Here is a 25,960-nt window from a genome sequence, read left to right as displayed (position 1 = left end):
GCCTTGCACGCTGCATCGACTGCGCACATGTTTTTCCATCTCCCCGGCCGCCTGCTCCACTGTACTTCCCGCCTCAACTCCGGCCGCCTGGCCTTGTGCCTCTCATGGCTGCCGGCAGCGCTGCTGGCCGGCTGCACATCATCGCCCATGCCCGCCCCGCCGGCGGGCTGGAACCAGGATCCCTGGAGCAAACCCGACACGCCGCCAAGCGCCAGCACCCCTGCCCCGCTGTTCAAACCCGAGACAACACAGGCGCCTGTACCGCCGGGGCACTATCGCGTGCAACCCGGGGATACGCTGCTGGCCATTGCGCGCCGCCATGGCCACAAGCACACCGAACTGCAGGCATGGAACCAGCTCAGCGATGCGAATGTCATCCAGGTCGGACAGGTCCTGCGTGTAACAGCGCCTGCGGGAACCAGTAAGGTTCCCGCGGCAACGGAACACCCGGCTGCCTCAACTCGCCCCGAACCCTCATCCACGGCGATGAAACCCATGCCGGAGGACACCGACCCACCGGATGCCAAGCTACCCGCACCGGCACGGCTGTCGCCACCGCCCAAGGCCGTGCCCGGCTATGCACTGCAATGGCCCACAGCCGGTAAGGTGACGCGCGGCTACGAGGAAAAGGGGAACAAGGGGCTGGATATCGAAGGGCTGTCCGGCGATGCCATCTATGCCGCCCATGATGGCCGCGTCGCCTTTAGCGGCCAGTTGCGTGGTTACGGCACCATTGTGCTGATCAAGGCCACTGAAGGCCGCATGACCGCCTATGCTCATCTCGGCGAGGCCACTGCCAAGGAAGGCCAGCAAGTGCGCCAGGGCGACCGCATCGGGCATTTCCGGCGCGTGGCCAAAGGCCCGGCCTCGCTGCATTTCGAACTACGCCAGAACGGCCAGCCGGCCGACCCGACCAAACTGCTGCCGCCGCGCTGACCATCCTCCCTCAGTCGCACCGCCAGCCATAGCGTCACCCACAAAACAAACGGACCGCCCGGCATGATCGCCGGGCGGTCCGTTCAGCATCTCACGGGTTCGTGCCGCGAGATGCAATACATCAGCAGCGCCCTTTCTTGGCCTGCCCCGGTGGGCAGTGGTACGGGCCCGGACCGGGTCCGCCATCGTCCACCACCACATGGCCAGCAGGTGTATAAACCGCACAACCCGCCAGCAGCGACGCGCCGAGTACGCACAATGCCAGAAGCATTTTCATGACACTCTCCTTGTATGTTCCTGCATGTGTGTGCGCAGGATCATGCACAGCTTAAGCGGCACAGGCTCGGCAAGCTTTAACAGAAGCGCTGCAGGTGTAAGTGAATGTTACATCCTCGCGTGGCAGAGGCCGCTTCCGGGCTCGATTTCGCGTGTATTAATCCAGCTTCGCACCTGATTTGCGTACAAGCTCAGCATACTTGCGACTTTCCGCGTCGACGAACGCCTGGAAGGCCTGTTGTGTGCTCCCTGTCGCCTCTGCACCCTGCGCCAGCAGGTTCTCTGCAAACTCCTTCCTTGCCGTGATCTCGGTGATATCGGTGTGCAGCTTGCTGACGATGTCCTTCGGCGTACCCGCCGGCACGAAAATGCCCTGCCAGTTCTCCACGACAAAGTCCGGACCGCCGCTTTCGCGCACCGTCGGCACGTCCGGCAGCAGCGGTGAACGCTTGGCGCTCGTGGCAGCCAATGCGCGGATCTTGCCGGCCTTGATGTGCGGTAGCGCCGGCGGTACACCCGCAAAGAACACCTGCACCTGACCGCCGAGCAGGTCGGCAATTGCCGGGGCCCCGCCTTTGTATGGCACATGCAGCATATCCACGCCCGCGACCATCTTGAATTGTTCACCGGCCAGATGCTGCGGGCCGCCCGAGCCAGACGATGCATAGTTCAGCTTGCCTGGCGCGGCCTTGGCCTCCGCAATCAGCTCGCTGACATTCTTCGCCTTGACCGATGGATGCACCACCAGCACCAACGGCGCCGTCGCGACCTTGGCGACTGGCACGAAGTCCTTGGCCGGGTCGAACGGCATCTTCGGGTACAGATGCGAATTAATGGTGATTTCCGCCGGCGATGCCAGCAGGATCGTGTATCCATCCGGCGCCGACTTGGCGACCACGTCGGCGCCGATATTGCCACCAGCGCCCGCGCGGTTCTCGACGATGACCTGCTGGCCCCACTTGACACTCAGCCGCTGGCCGAGCGCGCGGCCGACCACATCAGTCGCCCCGCCAGGCGCGAACGGAATGATCAGCCGCACCGGCTTGGAGGGATATGCGGTATCGGCATGTACACCGGTTGCGGACAGCACGAGGCCGGCCACGGCCACCGCGTGGAAGATTTTGCTTTGCATGGAACAGTCTCCTTGCACTTGCCTGCGATGAAACAGGCATGCCGGACGCGGTCTTCTGTGAGCCGTCGTCCGGCCGGCGGATGGAAGCGATTGCGGAACATGCCGGCCAGCCTGGCCGGCCGCACCTGTCAACCGTTCTTTTTCTTGACGATCACAATGGTCTTGGCCGCCGGATCCACGCGCACGATATCGCCGGTTTGCACGACATCGGCCACCGGCTGGTCCCAGCCCTCGGTGATCGTGATGTTGGCGAACACCGCTCCCTGCACCATCACCGGATTGGTCACGCCAAAAATGAAAGCCTTCGGCGCGATGCCCTTGGTCTTGATGTCAAAGAATGCCCAGCCCGCCGCGATACCACCCTTGGCCGTCGGGAAGAACAGGATCTTGTCCTTGATGTTCGTGCCTTCTAGCTTGTGACCGGGCCGGCTGATTTCGCCCGACCAGCGGTCCAGGTCATAGCGCGGGCTGAAACCCTCTTCCGAAACCACTGCCTCGCCTTCCACCACAGCGCCGAAGGCGCGGTTGACGCGGATCGTTGTCTGTTGCGTCATGGCGCTTACTCCTTACCGTTGACGGCGATATCGACGCACGCGTCGGTCGGCCGCAGGATTGCATTGAACTTGTGCGCGCCGATGATATTGGCCAGCTTGGCCGAATTGGTCACGATATTCTTCCAGCCATTCTCGTCCCGCATCTGCGGCAGGTTCTGCAGGATGTAGAAGCACACGCCTTCCAGGATGACTGCCCCGGCTTCCTCGAGCGTCTGCAGGTGGCCCAGCTGCTGCGCGTGGCTCTTCACGCCATTGCTGGTGGTAATGAACACCTGCGTGCCCTCCTTGATGCGACGGCCACGGAACAGGTCAGCCAGGGCCTTCATCTCGTAGATCGACATCTGCGGCGCGGAGAACACCACCAGGTTCAGCGGACTGCCCTTGGCCGAGTAACCGGCATAGACCCTGTCGATATCCGCCCGCGTGATCGTCATGGTGTGCGACGGCTTGGCATCTCGGAAAGCATCTTCCACGGTGCGCGCCTCGGGCGTCACGCCAACCATGTGGAACATGCCCATCGATCCGTATGAGGCAAGCGAAGCGCCGAGATGCTTCAGCTCATCGGCCGACGGCCGGCGCTTGATTCCCGTGAACACCGGCACGGCGAAGTAATTCTGGTTCGGCTCGCCGACCAGCTTGCCGATGGCGCCCCAGTCCGCATAATCCCGCGGTTCGAAATCGATATTGACCTGGAACGTGCCACGGCGATGCTCGTCGAGGTGAAAGCCATACTCGGGCGTGCGGCCTGTGAGGGAGGCCGCCAGTGCCGACGGTCCGCCTTCGAAATTGGTGCGTGCACCGAACACGGAATTGGCGTAGATCACCGTCCCGGTGTCGCCCCACGCCACATGCTCGCCCAGATGCGGCTGATAGACGGTCTGGTAGTTGATGCAGGTGTCGACGGTGGAGATATCCATCTTCTTCAGGAAGCGGATGACCTGGGTCTCCTTGCCCACCGTCTCCGGGTCCTGATTCAGGCGTTCGGCATAGGAAAAGTCCACGCAGCGCGCATTGGTCGAGGTCGAGCACACTGCACGCGCATTGCTGGCGGCCATGCGTTGCAGATACCCTTTGCCGCCATCGCCCAGCACTTCGATATCGCCCATCATGTGGACATTCGACACCGGTACGAAACGCTTGGCGCCCCAGAACTTGCCAATCTCCATCTGCAGGCGGATCGCCTCCTGAACGGCTTCGCCCCGTTCGCCATTCAGCATCGCCTGTTCTTCTGCATCAAGTTGCATTGCTACTCCTTCTTGGGTGGTTCAGCCGCTGCCCGGTGGGAACGGCCCGCCGGTCCAGCGCGTGCCGGATCGGCACGTTTTTCCTTCGTCTGTTCGTTAACCTCGCGGATCGACGATCCGATCGGCAGCGGCCCGTATGAGCTCAGCGTGAACTCATAGCGGTCCGGCCGGATGTAGAACGTGGTCTGCTCCTTGACGGCTCCATGCACATCGAACGACTCGCGCTCCATCACCAGCACCGGCGCGGACGGCGCAAACCCCAATGCCTTGCCGATTTCGGCACCCGCCTGCTGTACGCGGATGCGCACATTGGCACGCGTCACGCGGATGTCGAGCACGTGCTCGAGAATGCTGTACACCGGCTTGATGTCGGCCTGCTCCCACGACACGCGCGCTGCCTCCGGCGGCAAATAGGCCCAGGCAAGCGCAATTGGCGCTTCGTCCACCATGTACACCCGCTTCATCCGGAAGAATGGCCCGTCGACATCGCCAAACAACTTGCGAATCGCCGGCGGCGGCGTCACGGAGCTAAACTCAAGCAAGCGGGTGCGCGGCTCGATACCCTGCTCGATCAGCGCGTCGTAGAAGCCACGCAGGGTATGCAGATCGTGCTGCACCTTCTGGGTCTTCACGAACGTGCCCTTGCCCTGTTTCTTCACGACATGGCCGTCGCGCAGTAGGCAATCGATGGCCTGGCGCACGGTCACGCGGCTGACCTGGAAGCGCTCCATCAACGCATGCTCCGACGGCAGTTTGCCGCTGGCGGCGAAGGCGCCCTCCTCGATCTGGCGCGTCAGCGCATCGGCGATCTGCTGGTACAGCGATACCGCGGTATCACGATTGACTTGCATAGTGATGTATCCATGAACTGATCCAGACGCCATTATCGGGCCACTGCGTCAGGCCGCTGTATCAGGCCGCTGTATTAGTCCACCACGTCATTCCGCGATTCCTGGCTCCGCCATCAGTCCACGGTGGCGCCCGACAGCGTCACGGCCTTTTTCCACTTGGCAGTCTCGGAGACGCCAAAGGTTTCCAGTTCCGCTACGCTCGAACCGATCGGATCGATGCCGATCTGCTGCAGCTTGTCCCGCATGTCGGCGGACTTCATAGCCTTGGCGATTTCCGTATTGAGGCGCGCGACGATTTCCTTGGGCGTCCCGCGCGGCGCATACACGGCCCACCATGCCGTCATCTCGTAACCGGGCACACCGGCTTCGGCGATCGTCGGCACATCCGACAACACGGCGGCGCGCTTGGCGCCGGAGACGCCAAGCGGCTTCAGCTTGCCCGCCTTGATATTGGCCAGCGGCGACTGCACCGGATCGAACATCAGCGGAATCTGCCCGGCAATCAGGTCATTCAAGGCAGGTGCACTGCCCTTGTAGCCCACATGCATGAGTTCGATGCCTGCCGCCTCAGCGAACATCACGCCCGCGAGGTGGCCCGGCGAGCCGCTACCGGCCGAGCCGAACGCAAGGCGTTGGGTCTTGGCCAGCGCGATCAGTTCCTTGACGGATTTGGCCTGCACGCTCGGATGCGCCACCAGCGCGACCGGCGCGGCGGCCACCAGCGACACCGCCGCGAAATCGCGCGCCGGATCGTAGGGCAGCTTCTTGTAAAGCGAGGAATTGATGGCCTGCGTACCGACCGTGCCCATCAGCAACGTGTAACCGTCTGCGGGAGCCTTGGCGGCGACATCCGCGCCAATCGTCCCGCCTGCGCCACCCCGGTTGTCCACGATGACCTGCTGCCCAAGCGCCTCGGACAGCTTCTGGGCCAGCGGGCGCGCCACGATGTCCGTCGGGCCGCCGGCCGGAAACGGCACCACCATGCGGACCGGCCGCGTCGGATAAGGATCCTGGGCGACCGCGCCCCCTGCCGTCAGCCCGATGACGACTCCCGTGAACAGATGTACTGCATACCGATAGTGCGCCAGACCCATGACCGTCACCCCTCGTGTTTGCGAATGGACTGGATTCTAATGTATTAATACATGTAGATACAAGTTAACGAAGGAAAGGGTTTACCCGGGAGGTGATGCAGGCTTTTTTGCGGGCGCCCTTGACCGGGCCCGGCTTGCTTCAGTTGCTGGAAAAAGGACGGTGGTGAGGGAATGCTGCGGAAACGGCGACTGCGGTGGGCCCTGCTTCAGTCGAACGGATTGGCCGGCGCCGGGCGACCAGTACCGCCGGTGCTTTCTGCCAGATCAAACTCATCGCGCAATCCGTCGATCACCGCGCGGATGGCGCGTTCATAACCTGTGGCGCGGTCGATGCGCTTGATATCCCAGTTACGTCCGCGCGCGTCGCGGGCATGCGCTTGCGGGAGCGGCACCTGGAGACGGGCGCCATCTTCGGCAATCTCGTCGATCCGGTGAATGCGACGGCTTAGCTCTTCCTGCAGGACTTTCGCCGTACGCTCGCGCTTGGCCATGGTGGACTCCCGATGTGTGCATGCCATCCTAGCATCGTCAGCCCGATGCGAGCACCTGCTGCGTACAATAGCGGTCTGGGCGGGTTGGGTGACCCGCCGTCACGTCGAAGGAACACCGTTGGAAATCCTGATTGCGGCCGCAGTGATCACCGCGGCCATCGTCTACTACCTGCAACGTCGCGCACAGCGCAAGCAGCAGGCGCCCTCACGGACGGTCGCGTTGGTGTGGCCGTCGCCCGGTGCGTTCTCCGTCCGGCTGGCCGAGGACGCCACCGACCAGCCCACCCTGGCCCGGCTGGCCGGCGATGCAGCCCAGCATGACACAGCCGCCCTCCTGCTGCCCATTGACGACCATCCGGCGGATGCACGCGCGATCCGTGTGGAGATCGCCGGCCAGGCAGCCGGCTACCTGCTGGGCAACGATGCGCGCAACTTCCGCCGGCGCCTGCAGCACAAGAACGTGGAGCGCGCCACGACGCAATGCATGGCACGCATTGTTCTCGCGCCCGGCACCCGCGGTGCGGACGGCAAGCGTGAATTGCTGCTCGACCTCAAGCCTTTGAAATAAGGGCAACAGGCGCGCGCACCCCGCGCGCGGATCCGTTCACATACGCTCGAAGATCGCCGCGATCCCCTGGCCGCCGCCAATGCACATGGTCACCAGCGCGTAGCGCCCCTGAATCCGCTGCAGTTCATACAGCGCCTTCACGGTGATGATCGTGCCGGTCGCGCCGACCGGATGGCCCAGCCCGATGCCACTGCCATTCGGATTCACCTTGCCCGGATCCATTCCCAGCGTACGCGACACGGCACAGGCCTGGGCCGCAAACGCCTCGTTCGCTTCGATCACGTCCATCTGTTCAATCGTGAGGCCGGCGCGCTGCAGTGCCGCCTGCGTTGCCGGTACCGGGCCCATGCCCATGTATGCCGGATCAACTCCGGCATGCGCATACGCCACGAGCCTTGCCAGTGGCTGCGCAGCACGCCGCGTGGCCTCGCTGGCGCACATCAGCACGACTGCCGCCGCCCCGTCATTGAGACCGGAAGCATTGCCCGCCGTGACCGTGCCGCCCTCCTTGCGGAATGCCGGCCGCAGTTCCGCGAGGTTGGCGGCCGTGACATCGCGCCGCACATGTTCGTCGGTATCGAAAACGGTTTCACCACGGCGGCTCTTGATGCGGACCGGCACGATCTGTTCGCGGAAGTAGCCGGCATCAATGGCTGCAGCAGCGCGCTGATGCGACTGCAATGCCGTGGCATCCTGCTCTTCGCGGCTGATGCTGTAGCGCGCCGCGACATTCTCTGCAGTGATGCCCATATGCACGCGGTTGAATGGATCGGTCAGTACACCGGTCAGCAAATCGGTCATCACGCTATCGCCCATGCGCGCGCCCCAGCGATGCGAGGGCACCAGGTAAGGCGCGCGGCTCATGCTTTCGGCACCAAGCGCCACGGCAATCTTGGCATCGCCCAGCATGATCGCCTGTGCGGCAGACACCACTGCCTGCAGGCCTGAACCGCACAGCCGGTTCACATTGAATGCCGGCGTGTTTTCCGAGATGCCCGCCTGCATTGCTGCCACACGCGACAGGTAGGCGTCCTGCGGCTCGGTATTGATCACTTGTCCGGCCACTACATGACCGACTTCCGCGCCATCGACCTTCGCCCGGGCCAGCACTTCCCTGACAACCACCGTACCGAGATCGGCCGGCGACATGTCCTTGAGCGTGCCGCCATAATCACCGATCGCCGTACGCGCGCCGGCTACCACCACCACGTCTTCCATTGCTCGTTCCTTATCAAAAAGGCCAGCCCGCAACGGGCTGGCCAATGCATGCTTCCGCTACGCCCGTCGTCAGCGCTGCGCCTCCGCCCTCGCCAGCAGCCCTGCGGCCGGCACCCAGAAAGCCGGATCCGCCTGGGGGTTCCGGGCGAACACAGCCATGTCCGCAAGTACCTTGTCCAGGCCCACTTCATCAGCATAGAACATGGGCCCGCCGCGCGTATCCGGAAAACCGTATCCGGTCGCATAAGCAACATCGATATCCGAGGCACGCTGCGCAGTGCCGTCGTCGAGGATGCGATATCCCTCATTGACGAGCGCATACACCAGGCGCTTGACGATCTCCTCGTCGCTGATCTGCCGTGCCTGCAGGTTGTGCGCCTTTCTGAACTGCACGATCATGTCGTCGACCTCGGCACTTGGGATCGCCTGATAGCTTCCCTCCTGATAGTCGTACCAGCCGCGCCCGACCTTCTGGCCCTTGCGGTTGAGGGTCTCGATCAGCAGGTCCGGGATCCTGCTATAGAACAGGCTCGGTGTTTCGCGGCTGCGCCGCTTGCGGATGTCGTAGCCGATGTCATTGCCCGCCATGTCGCTCATGCGAAACGGACCCATGGCCAGGCCGAACTGCTCGACGGCGCGGTCCACCTGCGCCGGCGTGGCGCCTTCCTCCAGCAGAAAACCGGCCTGCCGCAAATACTGTTCGATCATGCGATTGCCAATGAAGCCATCGCACACGCGCGCCACTACCGCCGTCTTGCCAAGCTTCTTGGCCAGGCGCATTACCGTCACCAACACATCCGCACGGGTCTGCTCGCCGCGCACTACCTCGAGCAGGCGCATGACATGGGCGGGGCTGAAAAAATGCGTACCGATCACGTCGCCTGCCCGCCCGGTCGTTGCGGCCAGCCGGTTGATGTCAAGCATCGACGTATTGGTTGCCAGGATCGCGCCCGGCTTCATTACCGCATCGAGCGACTGGAAAACCTTGCTCTTGACATCGAACTGCTCGAACACTGCCTCGATAACGATATCGACATCGCCAAGTGCGGCATAGTCCAGCACCGGCGTCAGAAGTTTCAGCCGCGCCGCCATGCGCGCATCATCGATGCGCCCCTTGTCACGAGCACGCTGGTATTGCCTCGTGATGGTGGCGACACCACGATCCAACGCTGCCCGCGAGGCCTCCAGCAACTTCACCGGAATCCCGGCATCCAGCAGGCACTGCGCGATTCCCGCTCCCATGGTACCGGCGCCCACCACAGCGGCGCTGTGGATCGGACGGACTGGGGTGTCCTTGGGAATATCCGAGATTGATGCGGCGGTACGCTCGGCAAAGAACAGGTGCCGCAAGGCGCGCGACTCCGATGAGGCCGACAGTTCGTGAAAATAGGCCAGCTCGCGCTCGAGCGCTGCCTCGAACGGGAGGAGCAGGCTCGCTTCCACGGCGTCGATGCAGCGGCGTTTGGCCGGCTCGCGCGGTGTACGCCGGGCAACCTGCTCGCGCGCTGCTGCAAGCTGGAGATCGGCATTCTCCGCCGTCACGGTACGTGCACTCGCCATCGGCCGCTCGCCATGCTCGCCCATCTGCTCCGCCAGTGCCACCGCCGCGGGCAATAACACATCCTCATGCTCAATCACCTGATCCAGCAACGGTGTGCCCTGCAATTCAGCTGCCGTTTGCGGCTCCCCTGAGACGATCATGTCCAGTGCGCGGGTCAAACCTGCAAGACGTGGTAATCGCTGCGTCCCCCCGGCACCCGGCAGCAACCCCAGCTTGACTTCTGGCAGCGCCAGCAAGGCGTTATGCGTCGCCACTCGGGCATGGCAGCCAAGCGCGAGTTCCAGCCCGCCCCCCATCGCCATGCCGTGGATCGCCGCGACGACCGGTTTCGGGCCGCGCTCGATCAGGGCGATCAACTCGCTCAGGTCCGGGGACTTCCACACCTCCGGTCGATCAAACTCGCGGATATCTGCGCCCGCCGAAAACAGCTTGCCCGCGCCAATCAGGACGATTGCGTCGACCTCCTTCGCCGCATGTGCCGCCTGGATACTCTCGGCCAATGCGGTACGCGTGGCATGGCCCAGGCTGTTCACTGGCGGACTGTCGATCCGGATCACCGCGATGCTCGCCCGGCGGCCTTCCAATTTCAGTGCTTGCTCCTGCATTGCCGCGCCTCAGAATTCCGGACGGCGCTTTTGCTGCATCGCCTGGACCGCTTCTTCGAAATCCGGGCCATTCAGCAGCATGCTCTGCGCATAGACATTGAATCCCCACTCGCCTTCCATGGTCGACTCGAGACCACGGCGCAGTCCATCCTTGGCGATCGACAGCGCCAGCGGCGCCTTGCGCGCGAGATCCTCGGCAAACTCGCGGGTTGCCTGCTCCAGCGCCTCGCCCTCGACCACCTGATTGGCCAACCCGATGGCCGCCGCCTCGTCGCCATACACACGCACGCCGCGCATCACCATATCGCTGGCGCGCCCCAGGCCGATCAGGCGCGGCAGCAGGAACATGCCGCCGAGCGGCGGGATGATGCCAAGGTCGATCCACGACTCGCAGAAAAACGCCTTGCGCGCGACCACGCGAAAATCGCAAGCCACGGCGATTTCACAGCCGGCGCCCACGGCCGGACCATTCACCGCGGCAATCGTCGGCTTGCTGCACAGCTTGATAGCCTTGGCGGCCCCCGCGAAGTAGGTGTACACGGTAGAGCGGATCTCGATAGGCGTCATCTGCGTGAGCGCATCGAGAAAACCCTTGTCGCCCCCCGACGAGAATGCCTCGCCCGCGCCGGTCAGCACGATGACGCGTACGTCCTTGTCTTGTTCGAATGCCTGTACCGCCTCCATGACGGTGCGCAGGAAATCCGGGGTAAAGGAATTCAATACCTTGGGCCGATTGAACGTGATGTAGCCCACCCGGTTCTCGACGCGCGTAATGAGATCGTCTGCCATGCTCCTGCCTTCCTTGTTGTCTTGTGGTTGAATCGTGCTCGTTGAAGTGCGCCGGTCTGGGCGCACCGCTGAAGCCGCCCAGGCTCGGCCGGCTTCAGCTGTTCGATATGGACTGGTTACTTGCGCACCAGCAACGCGTCACCGATCACGACGCCGCTGCCCTGTGCTTGTACGAAGACCGGATTAAGGTCCATCTCCTGAATGGTGTCGCGCCCGGCTGCCGCAATCTCGGACACCTGCTGCACCAGCCGCGCCAGCGCTTCGATGTCGCGTGGTTTCTGGCCGCGCGCACCTTGCAGGATGGGGTATCCCTGCAGCCCCTGGATCATCGTGACGGCCTCCGCATGGCTGACCGGTGCGAGGCGAATGGCGACATCGCGGAAGATCTCGATGAAGACACCCCCGAGGCCGACCGCGACCATCGGCCCGAAGATCGGATGCTGCTGGATCCCGATGAAGCACTCCGCTGCATCGCGCACGCGTGCTTCCACGAGAACGCCCTCGGCATCTTCCGGAAACAGTTTCTGCAAGGCGAGGAAGGCTTCCTCGGCTTGTTCGCCAGAGACGCCGACGCGCACGCCGCCAATATCCGACTTATGCGGCACCGACACCGCCTGCAGCTTCATCACGGCATCCCCGCCGACTTCAGCCACCGCACTCCTCGCCGCATCCGGCTGGCGTACCAGCTGGCCGAGCGGCACCGGCAGTCCAGCCGCCGCCAGCATGCCTTTGACCGTCGCCTCCGACATCATCCCAGCCGGGCGCGCACGCAATGTCTCAAGGAGGCCGGCATGTGCGCCGACGGGAATGTCCGGCTGCGCGGGCAACGCACAGTCCTCGACCCATTCCACCATGCTGGCCACCGTGGCGATACAGGCTGTCGGATCATGGAACACCGGAATGCCCAGAGTGCGGATGCGCGGGTAAATGGTACGATCCGCGGCTGCCACCCAGGTCACGAAGATCGGCAGGTCCGTCGCGCGTGCCAGGCGACCGATGACTTCTACCAGCTCATCCTTGTTGCCATCGCACATGCCGATGAAGATGCTCAATACATCCGCCTCGCCGCTATCGATGATGATGCTCGCAGCTTTTTCGAGCAGCGAGGCATCGGCCACCAATTGCCCGGTCAGGTCGACCGGATTGAGCACACTGCCGAATGTCGGCACCACCGTTGACAGGCGGTTGCGCAAGGCTTCGGAAAATGATGCGATCTCCAGCCCGCGCTCGCTGCAGTCATCAGCCATCAGGGTGGCGGCGCCACCGGAGATAGACAGCACGGCAACGCGCTTGCCGCGCGGAATACGGCCAGTCGAGAACGCCGCGACCAGGTCGCGGAAGGCATCCGACGACGCCACGCGTACCGCCCCGCCCTTGCGGAACGCCGCCGTATACCCTTCGTCCGAACCCGCCAATGCAGCCGTATGCGAGGCCGCTGCGGCGCGCCCGGCATCGGTCCGGCCGGTCTTCAGCAACACGACCGGCTTGCCCGCCTCACGCGCCTTGCGCAACGCCGTGACAAACCGCTCGCCGTCGTCCTTCACGCTTTCCAGATAACCACCCACCACACGGATGCGGTCATCCAGCACGGCATAGTCGAGGAAGTCGCTGAAAGTCAGATCCAGTTCGTTACCCGTGCTGGTCCAGAAGCCGACACCGATACCCTCTTCCTGCGCGGCAGCGAACACCAGCCCGCCGAATACGCCACTCTGCGTCACCAGCGCAATCGGGCCGGCACTGAGCGTTTCGCTCGACAGTGCCCCCGAATACGTTGCCGCAACATGGTCAAACAGATTCACGCCACCCTGGCAGTTCGGCCCGCATACGCGGATACCAGTATCCGCTACTACCTGCCGCAGGGCGGTGTCGATCGCCAGCCCTTCCTCCGTGCCCAGCTCGCCAAAGCCGCCGGAGAGAATGGTGACCGCGCGCACGCCCTTGGCCGCGCAACGCCGCACCGTATCCGGAATCATCGCTGCCGGCAGGGAAATCAGCGCAAGGTCGATGTCCGCCGGCAATGCCTCGATCTCGCCCACGCACTTGAACCCGCCGAGTTCTTCATACTTGGGATTGACCGGATAGATGCCGCCCTTGAATCCATGCTTGCGGAGATAGGTAAGCGGCCGCGACGCCATTTTCCCGAGATCGCCCGACGCGCCGATCACGGCGATATTGCGCGGTTGGAAAAATGCGTCCAGTGCGGATGGGGTGTGCATGCTGAAACAGGCTCCTGGAAAACGTTAATGCAAAAGTTGCGGCGGTCGACGTTGCGCTCGGCGTGTGACGGTCACTCAGGTTTGACGTTGGCGGCTTCCGCCATTTCGGCAGTGCGGGCAACTTCTTCCTGAATGACCTTGGTAAACTGCGCAGGCGTGCTGGCAACGATATCGAAGCCGCGCTCTTCCAGCGCCTTGGCAAAATCGGGGCGCTTGACCACCGTGGCGATATCCTGCTGTACCTTGTCGATAATCGCCTGTGGCGTGCCCTTGGGCGCGAACATGCCGAACCAGATCGTGGCATTCAGGTACGGATAGCCCGACTCGGCCACGGTCGGCACATTGGGCATGACACTGGCACGCGTCGATGAACCAATCGCCAGCGGCTTGGTGCGGCCCGACCCGAGCGCGGCAGTCGCGCTGCTAGGGCTGACGATGGTCAATTGCACTTCGTTGCCCATCACACCGGTCAATGCCGGTGCGAGACCCTTGTACGGCACGTGCAGCATGTCGATCTTCTCGCGCTTTTTGAGCAGTTCGAACAGCAGGTGCGGTTGCGTCCCGTTGCCATAGGATGCATAGCTCACGCCGCCCGGCTGCTTGCGTACATAGTCGACGAAATCCTTGAGGTTGTCCGCCTTCACGGATTTGTTGACGAGAATCAGCTGCCCACTCTGCACCAGCAGCGACACCGGCATGAAGCTGCGGTCCGGGTCATAAGGCATATTCTTGTAGAGAAAGCGGTTGCTAGTGATGGTGCCGTTGATGGTCACCATGAAGGTGTAGCCATCGGGCGCTGCACGTGCTGCACGCTCGGCGCCGACGATGGAACCCGCTCCACCAATGTTGTCGATGACCACCGGCTGCTTCCAGATTTCCGACAGCTCCTTGCCGAAGGCGCGCCCGACATAGTCTGCGCCACCGCCTGCGGGCCAAGGCACGATCACGCGCACCGGCTTGTCCGGATAGGCCATCGCCTGGGTGCTGCCAAGCAGCAGGCCCGCGGCAAGCAACATGATTCTGAGCAGATTGTTTTTCATTGTCCCCTCGTTTAGTTTGATTTGAAACATCGCTGCGTACTCCCTTCAGTCTTGAGATGGGTGCCTCGCCATAGGGCGGAAAAAGCATAGCGACTGGCTTTCCATCACCCAACGAATGTTTTCGTCAAGACCGAATCACTGGCTGCATAAGGGGCAATTTCATGCCCGGCGCAGCCAGCGTGCTGCCTAGTCCGACGTGTCCTGGCGCATAACCAGGAAAGCCCGGTCCTTCAATACAAAAAAGAACGACTTGCAATCATTGCACCGCATCAGCAGCTCGTTCGCTGCCCCGCCGGTCATGCCTTCGAAGCGTACCGAAGGCGATTCGCACAGGGGGCACTCCACCGTACTGACATCGATGCCGAAATCCTCCGCATCCGGCAGCTGCCGCGTATGTTTCATGCCAGCAGCTCGGCATCTTTGAACCGGACGATATTCCAGAGTCCTTCCGGCAACGCTTGGGGGCGCGCGAGCTGCGCATCCCATTGCTGCGGACGCGGCGCGGCGCCAGGCAAGGGCTGGCTGGCCAGCCCGGCCAGCGGCGCGCAAGCCTCCAGGAAAGCTTCCCGCGCTGACATGTCGCTTTGCTCCACCCAGCGCAAGGCCAGGGGCAGGCGCATCTCCATTGCCGCGCGCAGGCTTTCCATCTCGTGCTCCGCGATCACCTTGAGCCAGCCAATGCAATACGCCATGTGAAACGCGCTGTCACGGCTCACCATGCTGGCCTGGTTGGCGAGCAGGCGGTCGGCGTGGTTTGCCAGACGCCCGGCGACGGCGGAAGTGGCCGCTTCGGTCACGAATACCGTGATCATGAGATCCGCCCAGGACTCGGGCGGCGCATCCATGACATCCATCGACGCAATCGCTTCCGGACCGCGCCCACGCTCCAGCCGCGCATACGACTCTCCCTGGGACTCGAGCCAGCGATAGAGTGCGCGCGTGGCACCGAGCGAGGTGCCGGTGATGGCGAGCAGCGTGGCAAAGTCGCCGAGCGAACGGCCGTTGAAGACACTGGTGGCGCAGACATTGCCCAGAACCAGTTTGGTATCCGCCAGGCGCAGGACGGTATGTGTATCGCCAGATGCCATATTCATTCAGGAATGCCTCATCAAATCGGAGATCAATGCCACGTCAGATCTGCTTGATCTTGACGCGCTTGTCGCGCTCGGTCACGGGTATCACGGCCGCCAGCGGCACCAGGCACATCTCCGACCAGGCGTGTTCGTCATACACGTACCAGGCACGGGCAATGGCAATTTCGGTGTTGGGCGCCTTGACGCTGCCGACATGCTGCAGGGCATCGGCCGAGTTCTTGCGGGCAAACACTTCATAAAACGATTCGGGGTACCGCTGCCTCATACAGGCGCTCCTTCTTCAATGCTCCGGGATATCACTGTCTGGATGCCCATGGTGCGCATCGCTGCCCGAACCTCGGGTGTCATGCTGACGGGCTGCCATGCCTCCCGTCCCTGAAACGAAATATGGATGGGCTGCGTTACCCCGGCCGCTTGCAATGCGGTCTCGATATCGTCCCGCAGCATCTGCAAACCCGGGCAGTGATGGCAAGGCACATTGACTACCACTTCCACGGCGTGGGTCGGCAACACCGTGACACGCTCGAGCATGCCCATCTCGGCCAGGCCGAATGGCAGGTGCGGATCGTGCACGGCGCCAACCACCTCTGTCAGGCGCTGCTGGCTCACCACAGCGCCGCCCCCCAGCGTTCGTTCTGGATACGCTCCAGGCCGGCCCGCTTGATCGGGCCGCCTTTTTTCCAGTGCGCGAATTTTTCCGGCCACGTGATCCGGTTCTCGTAGTTCCATTGGCGCGCCTCCGCATCCCAGGCGATAGGCTCTTCGTAGCTCAGCACATAGCGGCCTTCGGTAGTGTCGAAATGCGCGGGAATGCGGATGCCGACCGACTCGCAGAACGGTACGACCTCGTTCAGCCATTGCTGGCGCAGCTCGTCATTGCTCAGGCCGCGGATACGATAGGTCAGCTGATCAGTACGTTTCTTCATGCTGTCTGGTGTGCCGAACCAACTGGCGGCCATGGGGAACAGCAGGTCGACGGCAGCCTGCACCCGCTCACGGGTACGCGGAGAATGATTCCAGAAGTGCCGCACCCAGCGTTCGCCATGCGTCACATGAAAGCGCTCCTCGTAGTTGACCTTGCGCAGCGAGCGCGTGTACGGACCGAACGAGCAATTGGCCTCCAGGTCGCGTGTGGTGGTGTAACCAGCACGGTCGCCGAGTGCCATCATGACGACGCAGGTAATGTAGTCACCGCAATCCTGCTCGATCAGCTCGAATGACTTGAAAGCTTCTGGCGGGCGACCCATGATGAGCTCCTGCGCATCCATGCCGAAATCCTCCAGCATGCGGTACATCACCTGGGCGTGCCCCATCTCGTCCTGGATCGCCGAGGCGACGGAAATCTTGTCATCGAGCGTCGGCGCATTGCACAGCGCACCGAAGTAGGAAGGCAATGTCATGAGTTCCAGGTCGGCCGCGATCAGCATGGTCTGGACCAGCACCTCGCGATACCGGGGCGTCATCTCCTCCTCGGATTCGATCTGGTGTCCTGCACGCAATCGCAGTTGCAGCGAGCGCTCGCGGATTTCCTCGTCGCGCATGGCACCTTGCTCCAGCAGTTCTTCCTTCATGTCCGTCCCTCTCGTCCGGCAACACGGCCCTGGGTCGCGCTTGCCATGATATTAACTATCCAGTCAGTATATTTCTTGGGCGACACCGATCGGATTCAATAGATCGAGTATCCGCCATCGATGGTCATGGCATCACCGGTGTGATACGACGACAGGTCGCTCATCAGGTAAATGGCCACGCCGGCAAAATCATCGCTGCTGCCGAACCGCCGCTGGGGGATGCGCGGCATCACGGCTTTCACGAACTTTTCGTTGTCGAACAGGCCCGTCGTCATTTCGGTCGCGGTATAGCCCGGCAGCAACGCATTCGCCGTCACGCCATAGCGCGCGAATTCCACCGCAATCGAGCGGGCCAGCGAAGTCAGCCCTGCCTTGGTCATCGCGTAGTGTTCATTGGCTGCCGTACCGAAATGGCTGGCGATGCTCGACGTGAGTACGATGCGTCCGTGCTTGCGCCCCTGCTCCGACTGGGTCTTCATTTGCGCCAGCGCGACCTGGCAGGCATGAAAAGCGCCGTACAGGTTGACGTCGATCATCTGCCCCCAGTCTTCCGGCTTGCGGACCAGGAACGACTCGCGCCCGCCGCCACCGATCCCGGCATTGGCGAACATGCCATCGATAAATCCAAAGCGCTGCAGCGTGGCAGCGGCGGCGGCATCGACGCTGGGACGGTCCGTGACATCGCACGCAAAGGCTTGCACGTTGCCCGGTAAACCTTGCAAGGCCTGCACCGCGGCCTCGTTCTTGGCAGCATTGCGCGCCCAGATCGCCACGTGGCATCCGGCCGATGCCAGTCCTTTTGTGATCCCGAGACCAATCCCGCCATTCCCGCCAGTCACCACGGCGACCTTGCCGCTCAAATCCATGGGGTGCTGCATTCATTTCTCCTTCTTGATCCGACCGTGTTTTCCCTCTGTTATCGGCAAGGCCAGCGCCGCCATATCCTCAGCGGCAGGCGATGACTGCACGATTCCCGACAACAGCACCGCATACAGGGCATCGAACAGGCCGCGCCCGGCGATGCGCCTGTCGCTGCGCCACCACTCCAGCATCGTGCCGTCATTCAGCGCAAGAATCATCGACGCCTGCTGCTCGGCCCCCAGGTCACGCCGGAATACGCCGGCGGCCTGTCCCTCCGTAATCACCTTGACCAGCAACTGGGCAGTACGGCGATAGCCCCACTTCACCCGCTTCTCCGCCAGCTCGCCCGTGCCGGCAAACTCGATCGACACCATGATCGGCAGCAGCAGCATTGCCGGCTCTTCCTTGGCCAGCCGCGCCTGATGCACGAGAAACTCGCGTACGCGCTCCAGCGGCGAGCCCGCCCCGCGCTCCAGCTTTTCGATCAGCGGCGTCAGCACCTTTGCCTGCACCTTCTCCAGCAGGTTCAACAGCACATTGTTCTTGTCGCCAAAGTAGAAGTACACCGAGCCCTTCGTCAGCCCCGCATGTGCACCCAGCTCTTCCGTCGTGGTTGCATGAAACCCTTTCGTGATGAAAAGCTGTTCGGCCGACGCGAGGATCTTTTCGATACTGGCGTCGCGCTGCTCCTGCTTCGTCCGTCGTTTCTGTGTTGTCGGCATGGCATCCCGGTCTTCTGTTACACAAGCATACTTTCCAGAAAGTTAATCTTTCTGCCCAGCCGCAGTGTAAACCATCCCCTCAGGCCCGCCGGACGTGCCTCCGGGAACATGCCGCACTCGTCCAGCACTCAACGGGGCACCTTGTTTGGCCCTTCTCATCGCCCGGATCAATATACTTACTGTCTAGTAAGTATGCTAAATCTTCCGCGGTGCGTCAATTGATTTTCTTCAAGGGTTTTCCCTTGTACTTGTATCTCTACCCTGCCCGTGCGGATGCATGCACTATTGCGCATGCCAGGATCGGAATCAGCCTCACGCGCAAGGCATCACCAGCCGAACCCGCTGCCAGCGGGCTACCGGCGTGGTATACGTCACCTCACTGAACAGACAACCGCATGAAGACCTATCGCGGCACCTGCCACTGTGGAGCCATCCGCTTTGAAATCGAAGCGGAGATCGACCATGTACGCGCCTGCGACTGCTCCATATGCCGGCGGCGCGGCGCCCTGATCTACCGGGTGCCGGCCGAGGCGTTCCGTCTACTTACGCCCGTCGAAGATCTGCATGTCTATCGCTGGGGATCGATGACGGGTGCGGACTATATCTGCCCGACCTGCGGCATCATGCCTTTTCGCCAGCCGAGCCACCCCACGGCGGTAGAGCGCGCGGCCGGCGCAAGGCCATTCGATGGCTGGGCGATCAACACCCGTTGCCTCATTGATTTCGATCCGGGCAGCGTGCCGGTCCGGCACATCGCGGGCAGCCGGTTGTAGGACTGCCGGGCCCATGCGACACTCACGTCCAGCCACTGCGCCTGTCGCTCATCCGTCAATGCTTTGCCGTGGCATTTACCATTGCTAAGCCCCCCACGCCGAAGCATGCCTGACAGCCAATTGTCCGAACGTTGCCCCGCAAGAAAGGAACCCATGCCCCTAAGCCACCGCCTTCGCACAACGATCGTTGCCACGCTTGTCTCCTCCACCGTGCTGGTGTCCAATCTGAGCCAGGCATGTACACGCTTCGTTTACCTGGGTACGGACAACCAAGTCATCACAGCCCGCTCGATGGACTGGAAAACCGATACCGGCACCAACCTGTGGATCTTTCCGCGCGGCATGCAGCGCACGGGCGAGGTTGGCCCCAACTCCATCACCTGGACCTCGCGTTATGGCAGTGTCATCGCCTCGGGCTATGACATCTCCACCACCGACGGCATGAACGAAGCCGGCCTGGTCGCCAATGTACTGTGGCTGGCCGAATCGACCTATCCCCAGTACGACGGCAAATCGCCGGGACTTTCCCTGGCAGCGTGGGCGCAGTATGCGCTCGACAATTTCGCGACGGTCCAGGAAGCCATCGCCGTGCTGGAACGTGAGCCCTTTACGGTGGTAACGAACAACGTGCCTGGCGAGGAGCGGCTCGCTACGCTGCATCTTTCGCTCTCGGATTCGAGCGGCGACAGCGCAATCATCGAGTACATCGATGGCAAGCAGGTAATTCACCATGACCGGCGCTACCAGGTCATGACCAACTCGCCTACCTTTGACAAGCAGCTCGCGCTGAACGAGTACTGGAAAGAAATCGGCGGAACTGTCGTACTGCCCGGTACCAACCGCGCGGCCGACCGTTTCGCCCGCGCGTCGTTCTATGTCAATGCCATTCCCAAGACTAGCGATCCGGTCGAAACGCTGGCCAGTGCTTTCAGCGTGATCCGCAATGTATCGGTGCCCTTCGGCATCTCGACGCCAGATCAACCCAATATCTCCTCCACGCGCTGGCGCACGGTTGCAGACCACAAGCGCAAGCTCTATTTCTTCGAGTCGGTGTCGACGCCCAATACCTTCTGGGTCGACCTGAACCAGATCGATTTCTCGCAGCGCACGGGCACGGTGCGCAAGCTTGATCTCGGCCCGGGCCAGTCGCACACCTTTGCGGGCGCGGTCAACACACACTTCAAGGCATCGGCACCATTCAGGTTTCTCGGCCTGTAGCTTGTCATGTAACGAGTTGCAGCATCATGGCGGCATCCCATGGATGCGTGGAGTATGATCCCCTGATCGCTGCAACGTGCATGCGCTACGCCCTTTGAAGGAATGCCAGAGATGACTCCCCCTGCCACATCTGAACGCCCCCAGGTGCTTGACCCCGCCGCATTGATCCGCACGTATATCCGCGCCAAGGACGAGAACCGCCCGCACCTCATGCCGCATGCCTTTGCCTCTGACGCCACGCTGCAGATGACAGTGAAGTCCGATGCCATTTCGTTCCCGGCGCGCAGCGAAGGCTTGGCTGCCATCACCGACGTGCTGGTCCGGCGCTTCGGACAGACCTACGACAATGTCTACACCTTCTGCCTGACCGGCACCCTGCCCGCTGCCGACGCAGACACTTATCGCTGCGACTGGCTGGTCGGGATGACGGACAAGCAGAGCGGCAATGTGCGCGTAGGCTGCGGCAGCTATGGGTGGACCTTCACGAAGGCCCGCGAGGGTCGCCGCGTGCATGCGCTGGAAATCGTCATCGAAGCGATGGAAGTCCTGCCCGCCGACACGGCCCAGGTCATCCTCGATGGCTGGCTGGCACGGCTTTCGTATCCATGGTCCACGGCGAGCAAGGCGTGCGAGGCTGCACCGGCACTGGCTGCGCTCGAGCCAGTCCTGGCGTATCTGCGGACCCGCGACCGATAATTTCCCCCCCGCGGCGCCCCGTGCCTGGTGGATACGGCGGCGCAGCATGAGCATGCACGCTTGCATCGTGCAGAGACAAGACGCAGGCTGCGCACACTGGGCACAGCCTTCCTCCCGCGCGCCAACGGTCTGGATCCGGGCCCTAGGCGGCCACCTCCCCGTATCACCACGGCAATCCAGCCCCCCCCTGCAGCGCCTCCCGCCCCCACACCCGAAAGCATCGCAATTTGATCCAGCGCAAAGATATTGCGGTCAGCTTTGCTATGCTCGAACATGGCCAACGTGGCTTTTTCCTTGCCTGAAACCGATAACCGGGAGGGCAACAGGTGCCCGAGACAATCACGGCTGCCGTGCGGAACGTCCTCTTCGCTGCACCTGACCACGTCACGCCGCACCGAGCCACACGAGAAATACCTGCTGGACACCTGACGTACTAGCTGTCAAGACCAAGGGAGGCTCTGATGGGAGAGTACCGCAAGCTTTGGTGGACATTGATCGCCGTCCTCACGGTGACCTTTGCCATATTGGGCGTCTCGGGCGTCGAGGTCTATCGCAAGGCCCCACCCATCCCCACCCAGGTTGTCACCAGCACAGGCCAGGTGCTGATGACGCACGACGACATCATGGCCGGGCAAGCAGCCTGGCAAAGCACCGGCGGCATGCAGCTCGGCTCCGTCTGGGGGCACGGCGCCTACCAGGCGCCCGACTGGACAGCAGACTGGCTGCACCGGGAACTGCTGGCGTGGCTGGATCTCGCTGCACAGCAGGCGCATGGCAAGACGTTCGACACACTCGACGTCGCGCAGAAAGCGGGATTGACGCATCAACTGAAAGAAGAGTACCGGCACAACAGCTATGACGCCGCAACAGGCGCCGTCACGGTATCGGAGCGCCGGGCCCGCGCGATCGCATTGACGGCCAGCCATTATGACCAGTTGTATGGCAACGATCCCGCATTGCGGCAGATGCGCGATCACTATGCGATGAAGGAAGCCACGCTACCCAGCGCAGAGAAACGCCAGAAGCTGGCGAATTTCTTTTTCTGGACCGCCTGGGCCGCATCGACCGAGCGGCCGGGCACGGTCGCCACCTATACGAACAACTGGCCACCCGAGCCATTGATCGGCAACCAGCCAACGGCCGAGAACATCCTCTGGTCGCTCGCCTGCGTTGTCATCCTGATTGCCGGCGTGGGCACGCTGATCTGGGGCTGGGCCTTCCTACGCCGCCATGACGACACCCCGCTCGTAGCCGCGGCACGCGACCCGCTCACGCTCGCCACATTGACGCCCTCGCAGCGGGCCCTCGGCAAGTACCTGTTCGTCGTCGCGGCCCTGTTTACCTTCCAGGTGTTCATTGGCGGCTTCACCGCGCATTACACGATCGAGGGGCAGAGCTTCTATGGCATCGACGTGTCGCAGTGGTTTCCCTACGCCCTGACCCGGACGTGGCATATCCAGAGCGCAGTACTGTGGATCGCCACAGCATTCCTGGCCGCCGGCCTGTTCCTGGCGCCCGTCATCCACGGCGGCGACCCCAGGCATCAGAAACTGGGCGTCGATATCCTGTTCTGGGCGCTGATTCTCGTCGTTGCGGGATCGTTCATCGGCAACTATCTGGCCATTGCCCAGGTTCTGCCCAGCGGACTCGGCTTCTGGCTGGGGCACCAGGGCTATGAATACCTCGACCTCGGCCGGCTCTGGCAGATCGCGCTGTTTGGCGGATTGTTGTTCTGGCTGGCGCTGATGCTGCGCTGCATGCTGCCGGCGCTGCGCAAGCCAGGCGGCGACAAGAGCTTGCTCGCCCTGCTCACCGTGTCCACCGTCGCGATTGGCCTGTTCTACGGCTCGGGCCTGTTCTACGGCGAGCGTACGCACATCACCATCATGGAATACTGGCGCTGGTGGGTCGTCCACCTGTGGGTCGAAGGTATCTTCGAAGTCTTCGCCACTGCCGCCATCGCCTTCATCTTCGCCTCGATGGGGCTGGTCTCGAAACGCATCGCCACGGCCGCCAGCCTCGCTTCGGCATCGCTGTTCATGGTCGGCGGCGTACCGGGCACCTTCCACCACCTCTATTTCTCGGGAACCACAACGCCGATTCTCGCGGTCGGCGCGGCATTCAGCGCGCTCGAGGTCGTGCCTCTCATCGTGCTGGGCTACGAAGCGTGGGAACATTGGAGCCTGCGCGACCGCGCACCATGGATGCGCCCGCTGCGCTGGCCGCTGATGTGCTTCGTGGCCGTCGCGTTCTGGAACATGCTGGGTGCGGGCGTGTTCGGCTTCATGATCAACACGCCGGTTGCGCTCTTCTATCTGCAGGGACTCAACACTACGGCAGTGCATGCCCATGCCGCGCTATTCGGCGTGTATGGCTTCCTTGCGCTCGGCTTCACGCTTCTGGTACTGCGCTACATCCGGCCGGAGATCACCTTCAGCGAGGGCCTGATGCGCACCGGCTTCTGGGGCCTGAATGCCGGGCTTGTGCTCATGATCTTCACCAGCCTGCTCCCCGTCGGCCTGTTCCAGTTCCAGGCAAGCGTGACCACGGGCATGTGGTATGCGCGCAGTGCCGAATTCCTGCAGCAGGACTTCCTCGAAACGCTGCGCTGGATCCGCACATTCGGCGATGTCGTGTTCATCGTCGGCGCCATCGCGGTCGCGTGGCAGGTCGTGATTCTGGGGCTGTTTCGGACGGGCTCGCAGACACACCTTGATCACGCCAGGGCGAACCGCCAACCGACCGTGCGGTGACCTACCATAGGCCTGGCACACTGGCTGTACCGCGCCGGGCCATGCCGGTCATCGCTGCCCCGCTCGTCCGTGCTAGATTGCCTGCTAACGCACACCCTTCCAGAGCACGCGCAGACGGGAATGCGCAAACCAGAACCCCGCGACCAGCGGCAGCGCGACTCTCGCCACGATGGTCATGTTGTCGGCAGACGTTGAGATAAACCCGAGAACAGCCTGCGCGACCAGGGAAACGACAAGCATGAAGACCGCTGCCATCAGCACCATGACCACAATGGCGCCTTTGCTGACAGGGTTCCGTTCCGCCGGACGGCGCCAGAAGAACGCGGCCGCCATGACGACACAAGCCAGTACCACCATGTAAATGTACTGCCGAACCAGATCGATGATGAGCGGGTCCATGCATCCCTCCTTTGGTGTTGTCTTCTGTTTCGTCGGATTCTTGCATAGTTTGGCGAAAACCGGATGGGGGCACGGACTGAGCTGCTCGTGCCACCAGCGCGAAGTTCTTGCTTCGCTCGTCATGCGGCGGCGCCCACGGCATGAATATTGGATGTCATCCAAATAGAAGGGTATGCGCGCTACCCAACGCAGAAAATAAAAAACCCGCACAGCCAACGACTGTGCGGGTTCTGTCTGGTCGGGGCGAGAGGATTTGAACCTCCGACCACCTGCACCCCATGCAGGTACGCTACCAGGCTGCGCTACGCCCCGAAGCCGGCAAGTATAACAGAGCCGGGCTGCAAATGGCTAGTGCTCGCCCTCTGCGTCGAAGCTGTCGCGCCCTTCGGGATCGATGACGCCGAAACGAACCACATTGAGCAGGCGCATGACTTCGGCAAGCTCAATTCGCAGCAGGTTAGGGTCGATGGAGGTCACGCCTGACACGGCTGCAACGGGAGGGACAGGCGCACTGGCTGGCGCGACACTCTCGGGCGCGCCTTGCCGCTGGCTTTCCAGCCGGTTGCGTGCGCCGTTGATGGTGAAGCCCTGTTCGTACAGCAGTTCGCGGATGCGGCGGATCAGCAGCACCTCGTGATGCTGGTAGTACCGGCGGTTGCCGCGCCGCTTGACCGGCTTGAGCTGCGTGAACTCCTGCTCCCAGTAGCGCAGTACGTGCGGCTTGACGGCACACAGCTCACTCACTTCGCCGATGGTGAAGTAGCGCTTGGCTGGAATCGGCGGCAGCGCATCGCGCTCGGAACGTCGTTCACTCATGGTGGCGGCTCCGGCCGTGCTCAAACGGCAGCAGCCGTGTCAGGCAGCGCCCGTTCTTCGACGAGTGTCTTGAGCTTCTGGCTGGCGCGGAACGTGACGACGCGCCGTGCGGTGATGGGAATGACCGCGCCGGTCTTGGGATTGCGACCGGGACGCTGGCGCTTGTCGCGCAACTGGAAATTGCCAAAGCCCGACAGCTTGACGCTATCGCCCTGCTCGAGCGCTTCGCAGATGACATCGAAGAAGGCTTCGACCATGTCCTTGGACTCGCGCTTGTTGAGACCCACCTGCTCGAACAGCAACTCAGCCAGCTCTGCCTTGGTCAGCGTTGGCACATCCGCACCGCGTGCGCTGCGCGCGCCAGCGACGGCGGACTGGCGTCCCTCGGTAGCGGACTGGTCAACGAGATCGTGGGCGGATTTGACGGAGTCTTGGTTCATCATCGCAATATCGGAAGCCGGTGATGGCGTGGCGTCATGGTC

General features: G+C 62.7%; 28 protein-coding genes and 1 tRNA gene. 6 read left to right on the top strand and 23 right to left on the bottom strand.

Features of this window, described 5'->3' with window-relative positions:
- The first annotated feature begins 27 nt into the window (after positions 1 to 27).
- Positions 28 to 936 carry a peptidoglycan DD-metalloendopeptidase family protein gene (locus ACQ3C8_RS06290; RefSeq protein ID WP_428852855.1) on the top strand — a complete coding sequence of 303 codons (909 nt, stop codon included), beginning with the start codon at positions 28 to 30 and terminating at the stop codon, positions 934 to 936.
- 121 nt (positions 937 to 1,057) lie between these two features.
- On the opposite strand, the gene ACQ3C8_RS06285 is transcribed toward ACQ3C8_RS06290, so the two are convergent.
- The 7 genes from ACQ3C8_RS06285 to ACQ3C8_RS06255 all read right to left on the bottom strand — a co-directional run bounded on the left by ACQ3C8_RS06285 (position 1,058) and on the right by ACQ3C8_RS06255 (position 6,578).
- A complete protein-coding gene (locus tag ACQ3C8_RS06285) occupies positions 1,058 to 1,213 on the bottom strand; it encodes a hypothetical protein (RefSeq protein ID WP_009522493.1) in 156 nt (51 codons plus the stop codon).
- Between the two features lie 156 nt (positions 1,214 to 1,369).
- Positions 1,370 to 2,344: a Bug family tripartite tricarboxylate transporter substrate binding protein gene (locus tag ACQ3C8_RS06280; protein WP_428852854.1), complete on the bottom strand. Its 975-nt coding sequence runs from the start codon at positions 2,342 to 2,344 to the stop codon at positions 1,370 to 1,372.
- A 128-nt stretch (positions 2,345 to 2,472) separates the two neighbouring features.
- Positions 2,473 to 2,898, bottom strand: a complete 426-nt coding sequence (locus ACQ3C8_RS06275) for an aconitase X swivel domain-containing protein (RefSeq protein ID WP_428852853.1) — start codon at positions 2,896 to 2,898, stop codon at positions 2,473 to 2,475.
- A gap of 5 nt (positions 2,899 to 2,903) precedes the next feature.
- Positions 2,904 to 4,142, bottom strand: a complete 1,239-nt coding sequence (locus ACQ3C8_RS06270) for an aconitase X (RefSeq protein WP_009522490.1) — start codon at positions 4,140 to 4,142, stop codon at positions 2,904 to 2,906.
- Between the two features lie 2 nt (positions 4,143 to 4,144).
- Positions 4,145 to 4,993 carry a GntR family transcriptional regulator gene (locus tag ACQ3C8_RS06265; RefSeq protein WP_428852852.1) on the bottom strand — a complete coding sequence of 283 codons (849 nt, stop codon included), beginning with the start codon at positions 4,991 to 4,993 and terminating at the stop codon, positions 4,145 to 4,147.
- A gap of 113 nt (positions 4,994 to 5,106) precedes the next feature.
- The gene (locus ACQ3C8_RS06260) at positions 5,107 to 6,087 is read right to left on the bottom strand and encodes a Bug family tripartite tricarboxylate transporter substrate binding protein (RefSeq protein ID WP_009522488.1); all 981 of its coding nucleotides are present in this window, start codon (positions 6,085 to 6,087) and stop codon (positions 5,107 to 5,109) included.
- A gap of 206 nt (positions 6,088 to 6,293) precedes the next feature.
- A complete protein-coding gene (locus ACQ3C8_RS06255; RefSeq protein ID WP_009522487.1) occupies positions 6,294 to 6,578 on the bottom strand; it encodes a hypothetical protein in 285 nt (94 codons plus the stop codon).
- 118 nt (positions 6,579 to 6,696) lie between these two features.
- Here ACQ3C8_RS06255 and ACQ3C8_RS06250 point away from each other — a divergent pair, with 118 nt between their 5' ends.
- Positions 6,697 to 7,146: a hypothetical protein gene (locus ACQ3C8_RS06250; RefSeq protein WP_428852851.1), complete on the top strand. Its 450-nt coding sequence runs from the start codon at positions 6,697 to 6,699 to the stop codon at positions 7,144 to 7,146.
- Between the two features lie 36 nt (positions 7,147 to 7,182).
- Here the strand turns inward: ACQ3C8_RS06250 and ACQ3C8_RS06245 are convergent, their stop codons facing one another.
- The 12 genes from ACQ3C8_RS06245 to ACQ3C8_RS06190 all read right to left on the bottom strand — a co-directional run bounded on the left by ACQ3C8_RS06245 (position 7,183) and on the right by ACQ3C8_RS06190 (position 18,823).
- Positions 7,183 to 8,364: an acetyl-CoA C-acyltransferase family protein gene (locus ACQ3C8_RS06245; RefSeq protein ID WP_428852850.1), complete on the bottom strand. Its 1,182-nt coding sequence runs from the start codon at positions 8,362 to 8,364 to the stop codon at positions 7,183 to 7,185.
- Positions 8,365 to 8,433: 69 nt separating this feature from the next.
- A complete protein-coding gene (locus ACQ3C8_RS06240) occupies positions 8,434 to 10,530 on the bottom strand; it encodes a 3-hydroxyacyl-CoA dehydrogenase NAD-binding domain-containing protein (RefSeq protein WP_428852849.1) in 2,097 nt (698 codons plus the stop codon).
- A 9-nt stretch (positions 10,531 to 10,539) separates the two neighbouring features.
- Positions 10,540 to 11,319, bottom strand: a complete 780-nt coding sequence (locus tag ACQ3C8_RS06235; RefSeq protein WP_009522483.1) for an enoyl-CoA hydratase/isomerase family protein — start codon at positions 11,317 to 11,319, stop codon at positions 10,540 to 10,542.
- 116 nt (positions 11,320 to 11,435) lie between these two features.
- Complete coding sequence (locus tag ACQ3C8_RS06230) at positions 11,436 to 13,535, bottom strand: acetate--CoA ligase family protein (protein ID WP_428852848.1); 2,100 nt, start codon at positions 13,533 to 13,535, stop codon at positions 11,436 to 11,438.
- 71 nt (positions 13,536 to 13,606) lie between these two features.
- Complete coding sequence (locus tag ACQ3C8_RS06225; RefSeq protein ID WP_428852847.1) at positions 13,607 to 14,575, bottom strand: Bug family tripartite tricarboxylate transporter substrate binding protein; 969 nt, start codon at positions 14,573 to 14,575, stop codon at positions 13,607 to 13,609.
- A 186-nt stretch (positions 14,576 to 14,761) separates the two neighbouring features.
- Positions 14,762 to 14,977: a hypothetical protein gene (locus tag ACQ3C8_RS06220; protein ID WP_428852846.1), complete on the bottom strand. Its 216-nt coding sequence runs from the start codon at positions 14,975 to 14,977 to the stop codon at positions 14,762 to 14,764.
- Positions 14,974 to 15,669, bottom strand: coding sequence for a Phenylacetic acid catabolic protein (locus ACQ3C8_RS06215; RefSeq protein ID WP_428852845.1), 696 nt, complete (start codon positions 15,667 to 15,669; stop codon positions 14,974 to 14,976). The genes ACQ3C8_RS06220 and ACQ3C8_RS06215 overlap by 4 nt, the downstream gene beginning before the upstream one ends.
- 37 nt (positions 15,670 to 15,706) lie before the next feature.
- The gene (locus ACQ3C8_RS06210; RefSeq protein WP_009522478.1) at positions 15,707 to 15,934 is read right to left on the bottom strand and encodes a phenylacetic acid degradation b; all 228 of its coding nucleotides are present in this window, start codon (positions 15,932 to 15,934) and stop codon (positions 15,707 to 15,709) included.
- Complete coding sequence (locus ACQ3C8_RS06205; protein ID WP_428852844.1) at positions 15,931 to 16,278, bottom strand: iron-sulfur cluster assembly protein; 348 nt, start codon at positions 16,276 to 16,278, stop codon at positions 15,931 to 15,933. Before ACQ3C8_RS06205 ends, ACQ3C8_RS06210 begins: the two co-directional genes overlap by 4 nt.
- Positions 16,275 to 17,240 (bottom strand): 1,2-phenylacetyl-CoA epoxidase subunit PaaC, encoded by a 966-nt coding sequence (locus ACQ3C8_RS06200; protein ID WP_009522476.1) that lies wholly within the window; start codon positions 17,238 to 17,240, stop codon positions 16,275 to 16,277. The genes ACQ3C8_RS06205 and ACQ3C8_RS06200 overlap by 4 nt, the downstream gene beginning before the upstream one ends.
- 95 nt (positions 17,241 to 17,335) lie before the next feature.
- Positions 17,336 to 18,118 carry an SDR family NAD(P)-dependent oxidoreductase gene (locus ACQ3C8_RS06195; RefSeq protein WP_428852843.1) on the bottom strand — a complete coding sequence of 261 codons (783 nt, stop codon included), beginning with the start codon at positions 18,116 to 18,118 and terminating at the stop codon, positions 17,336 to 17,338.
- Positions 18,119 to 18,823: a TetR/AcrR family transcriptional regulator gene (locus tag ACQ3C8_RS06190; RefSeq protein ID WP_428852842.1), complete on the bottom strand. Its 705-nt coding sequence runs from the start codon at positions 18,821 to 18,823 to the stop codon at positions 18,119 to 18,121.
- 395 nt (positions 18,824 to 19,218) lie between these two features.
- Between ACQ3C8_RS06190 and ACQ3C8_RS06185 the strand changes: the two genes are divergently transcribed.
- From ACQ3C8_RS06185 to ACQ3C8_RS06170, 4 genes are all read left to right on the top strand, one after another.
- Positions 19,219 to 19,596, top strand: a complete 378-nt coding sequence (locus ACQ3C8_RS06185; protein WP_428852841.1) for a GFA family protein — start codon at positions 19,219 to 19,221, stop codon at positions 19,594 to 19,596.
- Positions 19,597 to 19,749: 153 nt separating this feature from the next.
- A complete protein-coding gene (locus ACQ3C8_RS06180; protein WP_428852840.1) occupies positions 19,750 to 20,814 on the top strand; it encodes a linear amide C-N hydrolase in 1,065 nt (354 codons plus the stop codon).
- A gap of 111 nt (positions 20,815 to 20,925) precedes the next feature.
- Positions 20,926 to 21,510: a hypothetical protein gene (locus ACQ3C8_RS06175; RefSeq protein ID WP_428852839.1), complete on the top strand. Its 585-nt coding sequence runs from the start codon at positions 20,926 to 20,928 to the stop codon at positions 21,508 to 21,510.
- A gap of 461 nt (positions 21,511 to 21,971) precedes the next feature.
- Complete coding sequence (locus ACQ3C8_RS06170) at positions 21,972 to 24,263, top strand: nitric-oxide reductase large subunit (RefSeq protein ID WP_428852838.1); 2,292 nt, start codon at positions 21,972 to 21,974, stop codon at positions 24,261 to 24,263.
- Positions 24,264 to 24,347: 84 nt separating this feature from the next.
- Here ACQ3C8_RS06170 and ACQ3C8_RS06165 read toward each other — a convergent pair whose 3' ends face one another.
- The 4 genes from ACQ3C8_RS06165 to ACQ3C8_RS06150 form a co-directional block, all read right to left on the bottom strand.
- Positions 24,348 to 24,662, bottom strand: a complete 315-nt coding sequence (locus tag ACQ3C8_RS06165) for a hypothetical protein (protein ID WP_428852837.1) — start codon at positions 24,660 to 24,662, stop codon at positions 24,348 to 24,350.
- A 235-nt stretch (positions 24,663 to 24,897) separates the two neighbouring features.
- Positions 24,898 to 24,974: transfer RNA gene (locus ACQ3C8_RS06160), tRNA-Pro, on the bottom strand.
- A 36-nt stretch (positions 24,975 to 25,010) separates the two neighbouring features.
- The gene (locus ACQ3C8_RS06155) at positions 25,011 to 25,478 is read right to left on the bottom strand and encodes a MerR family transcriptional regulator (protein ID WP_428852836.1); all 468 of its coding nucleotides are present in this window, start codon (positions 25,476 to 25,478) and stop codon (positions 25,011 to 25,013) included.
- A gap of 20 nt (positions 25,479 to 25,498) precedes the next feature.
- Positions 25,499 to 25,921 (bottom strand): integration host factor subunit alpha, encoded by a 423-nt coding sequence (locus tag ACQ3C8_RS06150; RefSeq protein WP_428853042.1) that lies wholly within the window; start codon positions 25,919 to 25,921, stop codon positions 25,499 to 25,501.
- Positions 25,922 to 25,960 lie beyond the last annotated feature (39 nt).

It is taken from the genome of Imbroritus primus, from assembly GCF_964332355.1.
Classification (GTDB): domain Bacteria; phylum Pseudomonadota; class Gammaproteobacteria; order Burkholderiales; family Burkholderiaceae; genus Imbroritus; species Imbroritus primus.
Note: the sequence above shows the minus strand (reverse complement) of the source record. Positions and strands in the feature narration are given on the sequence as shown.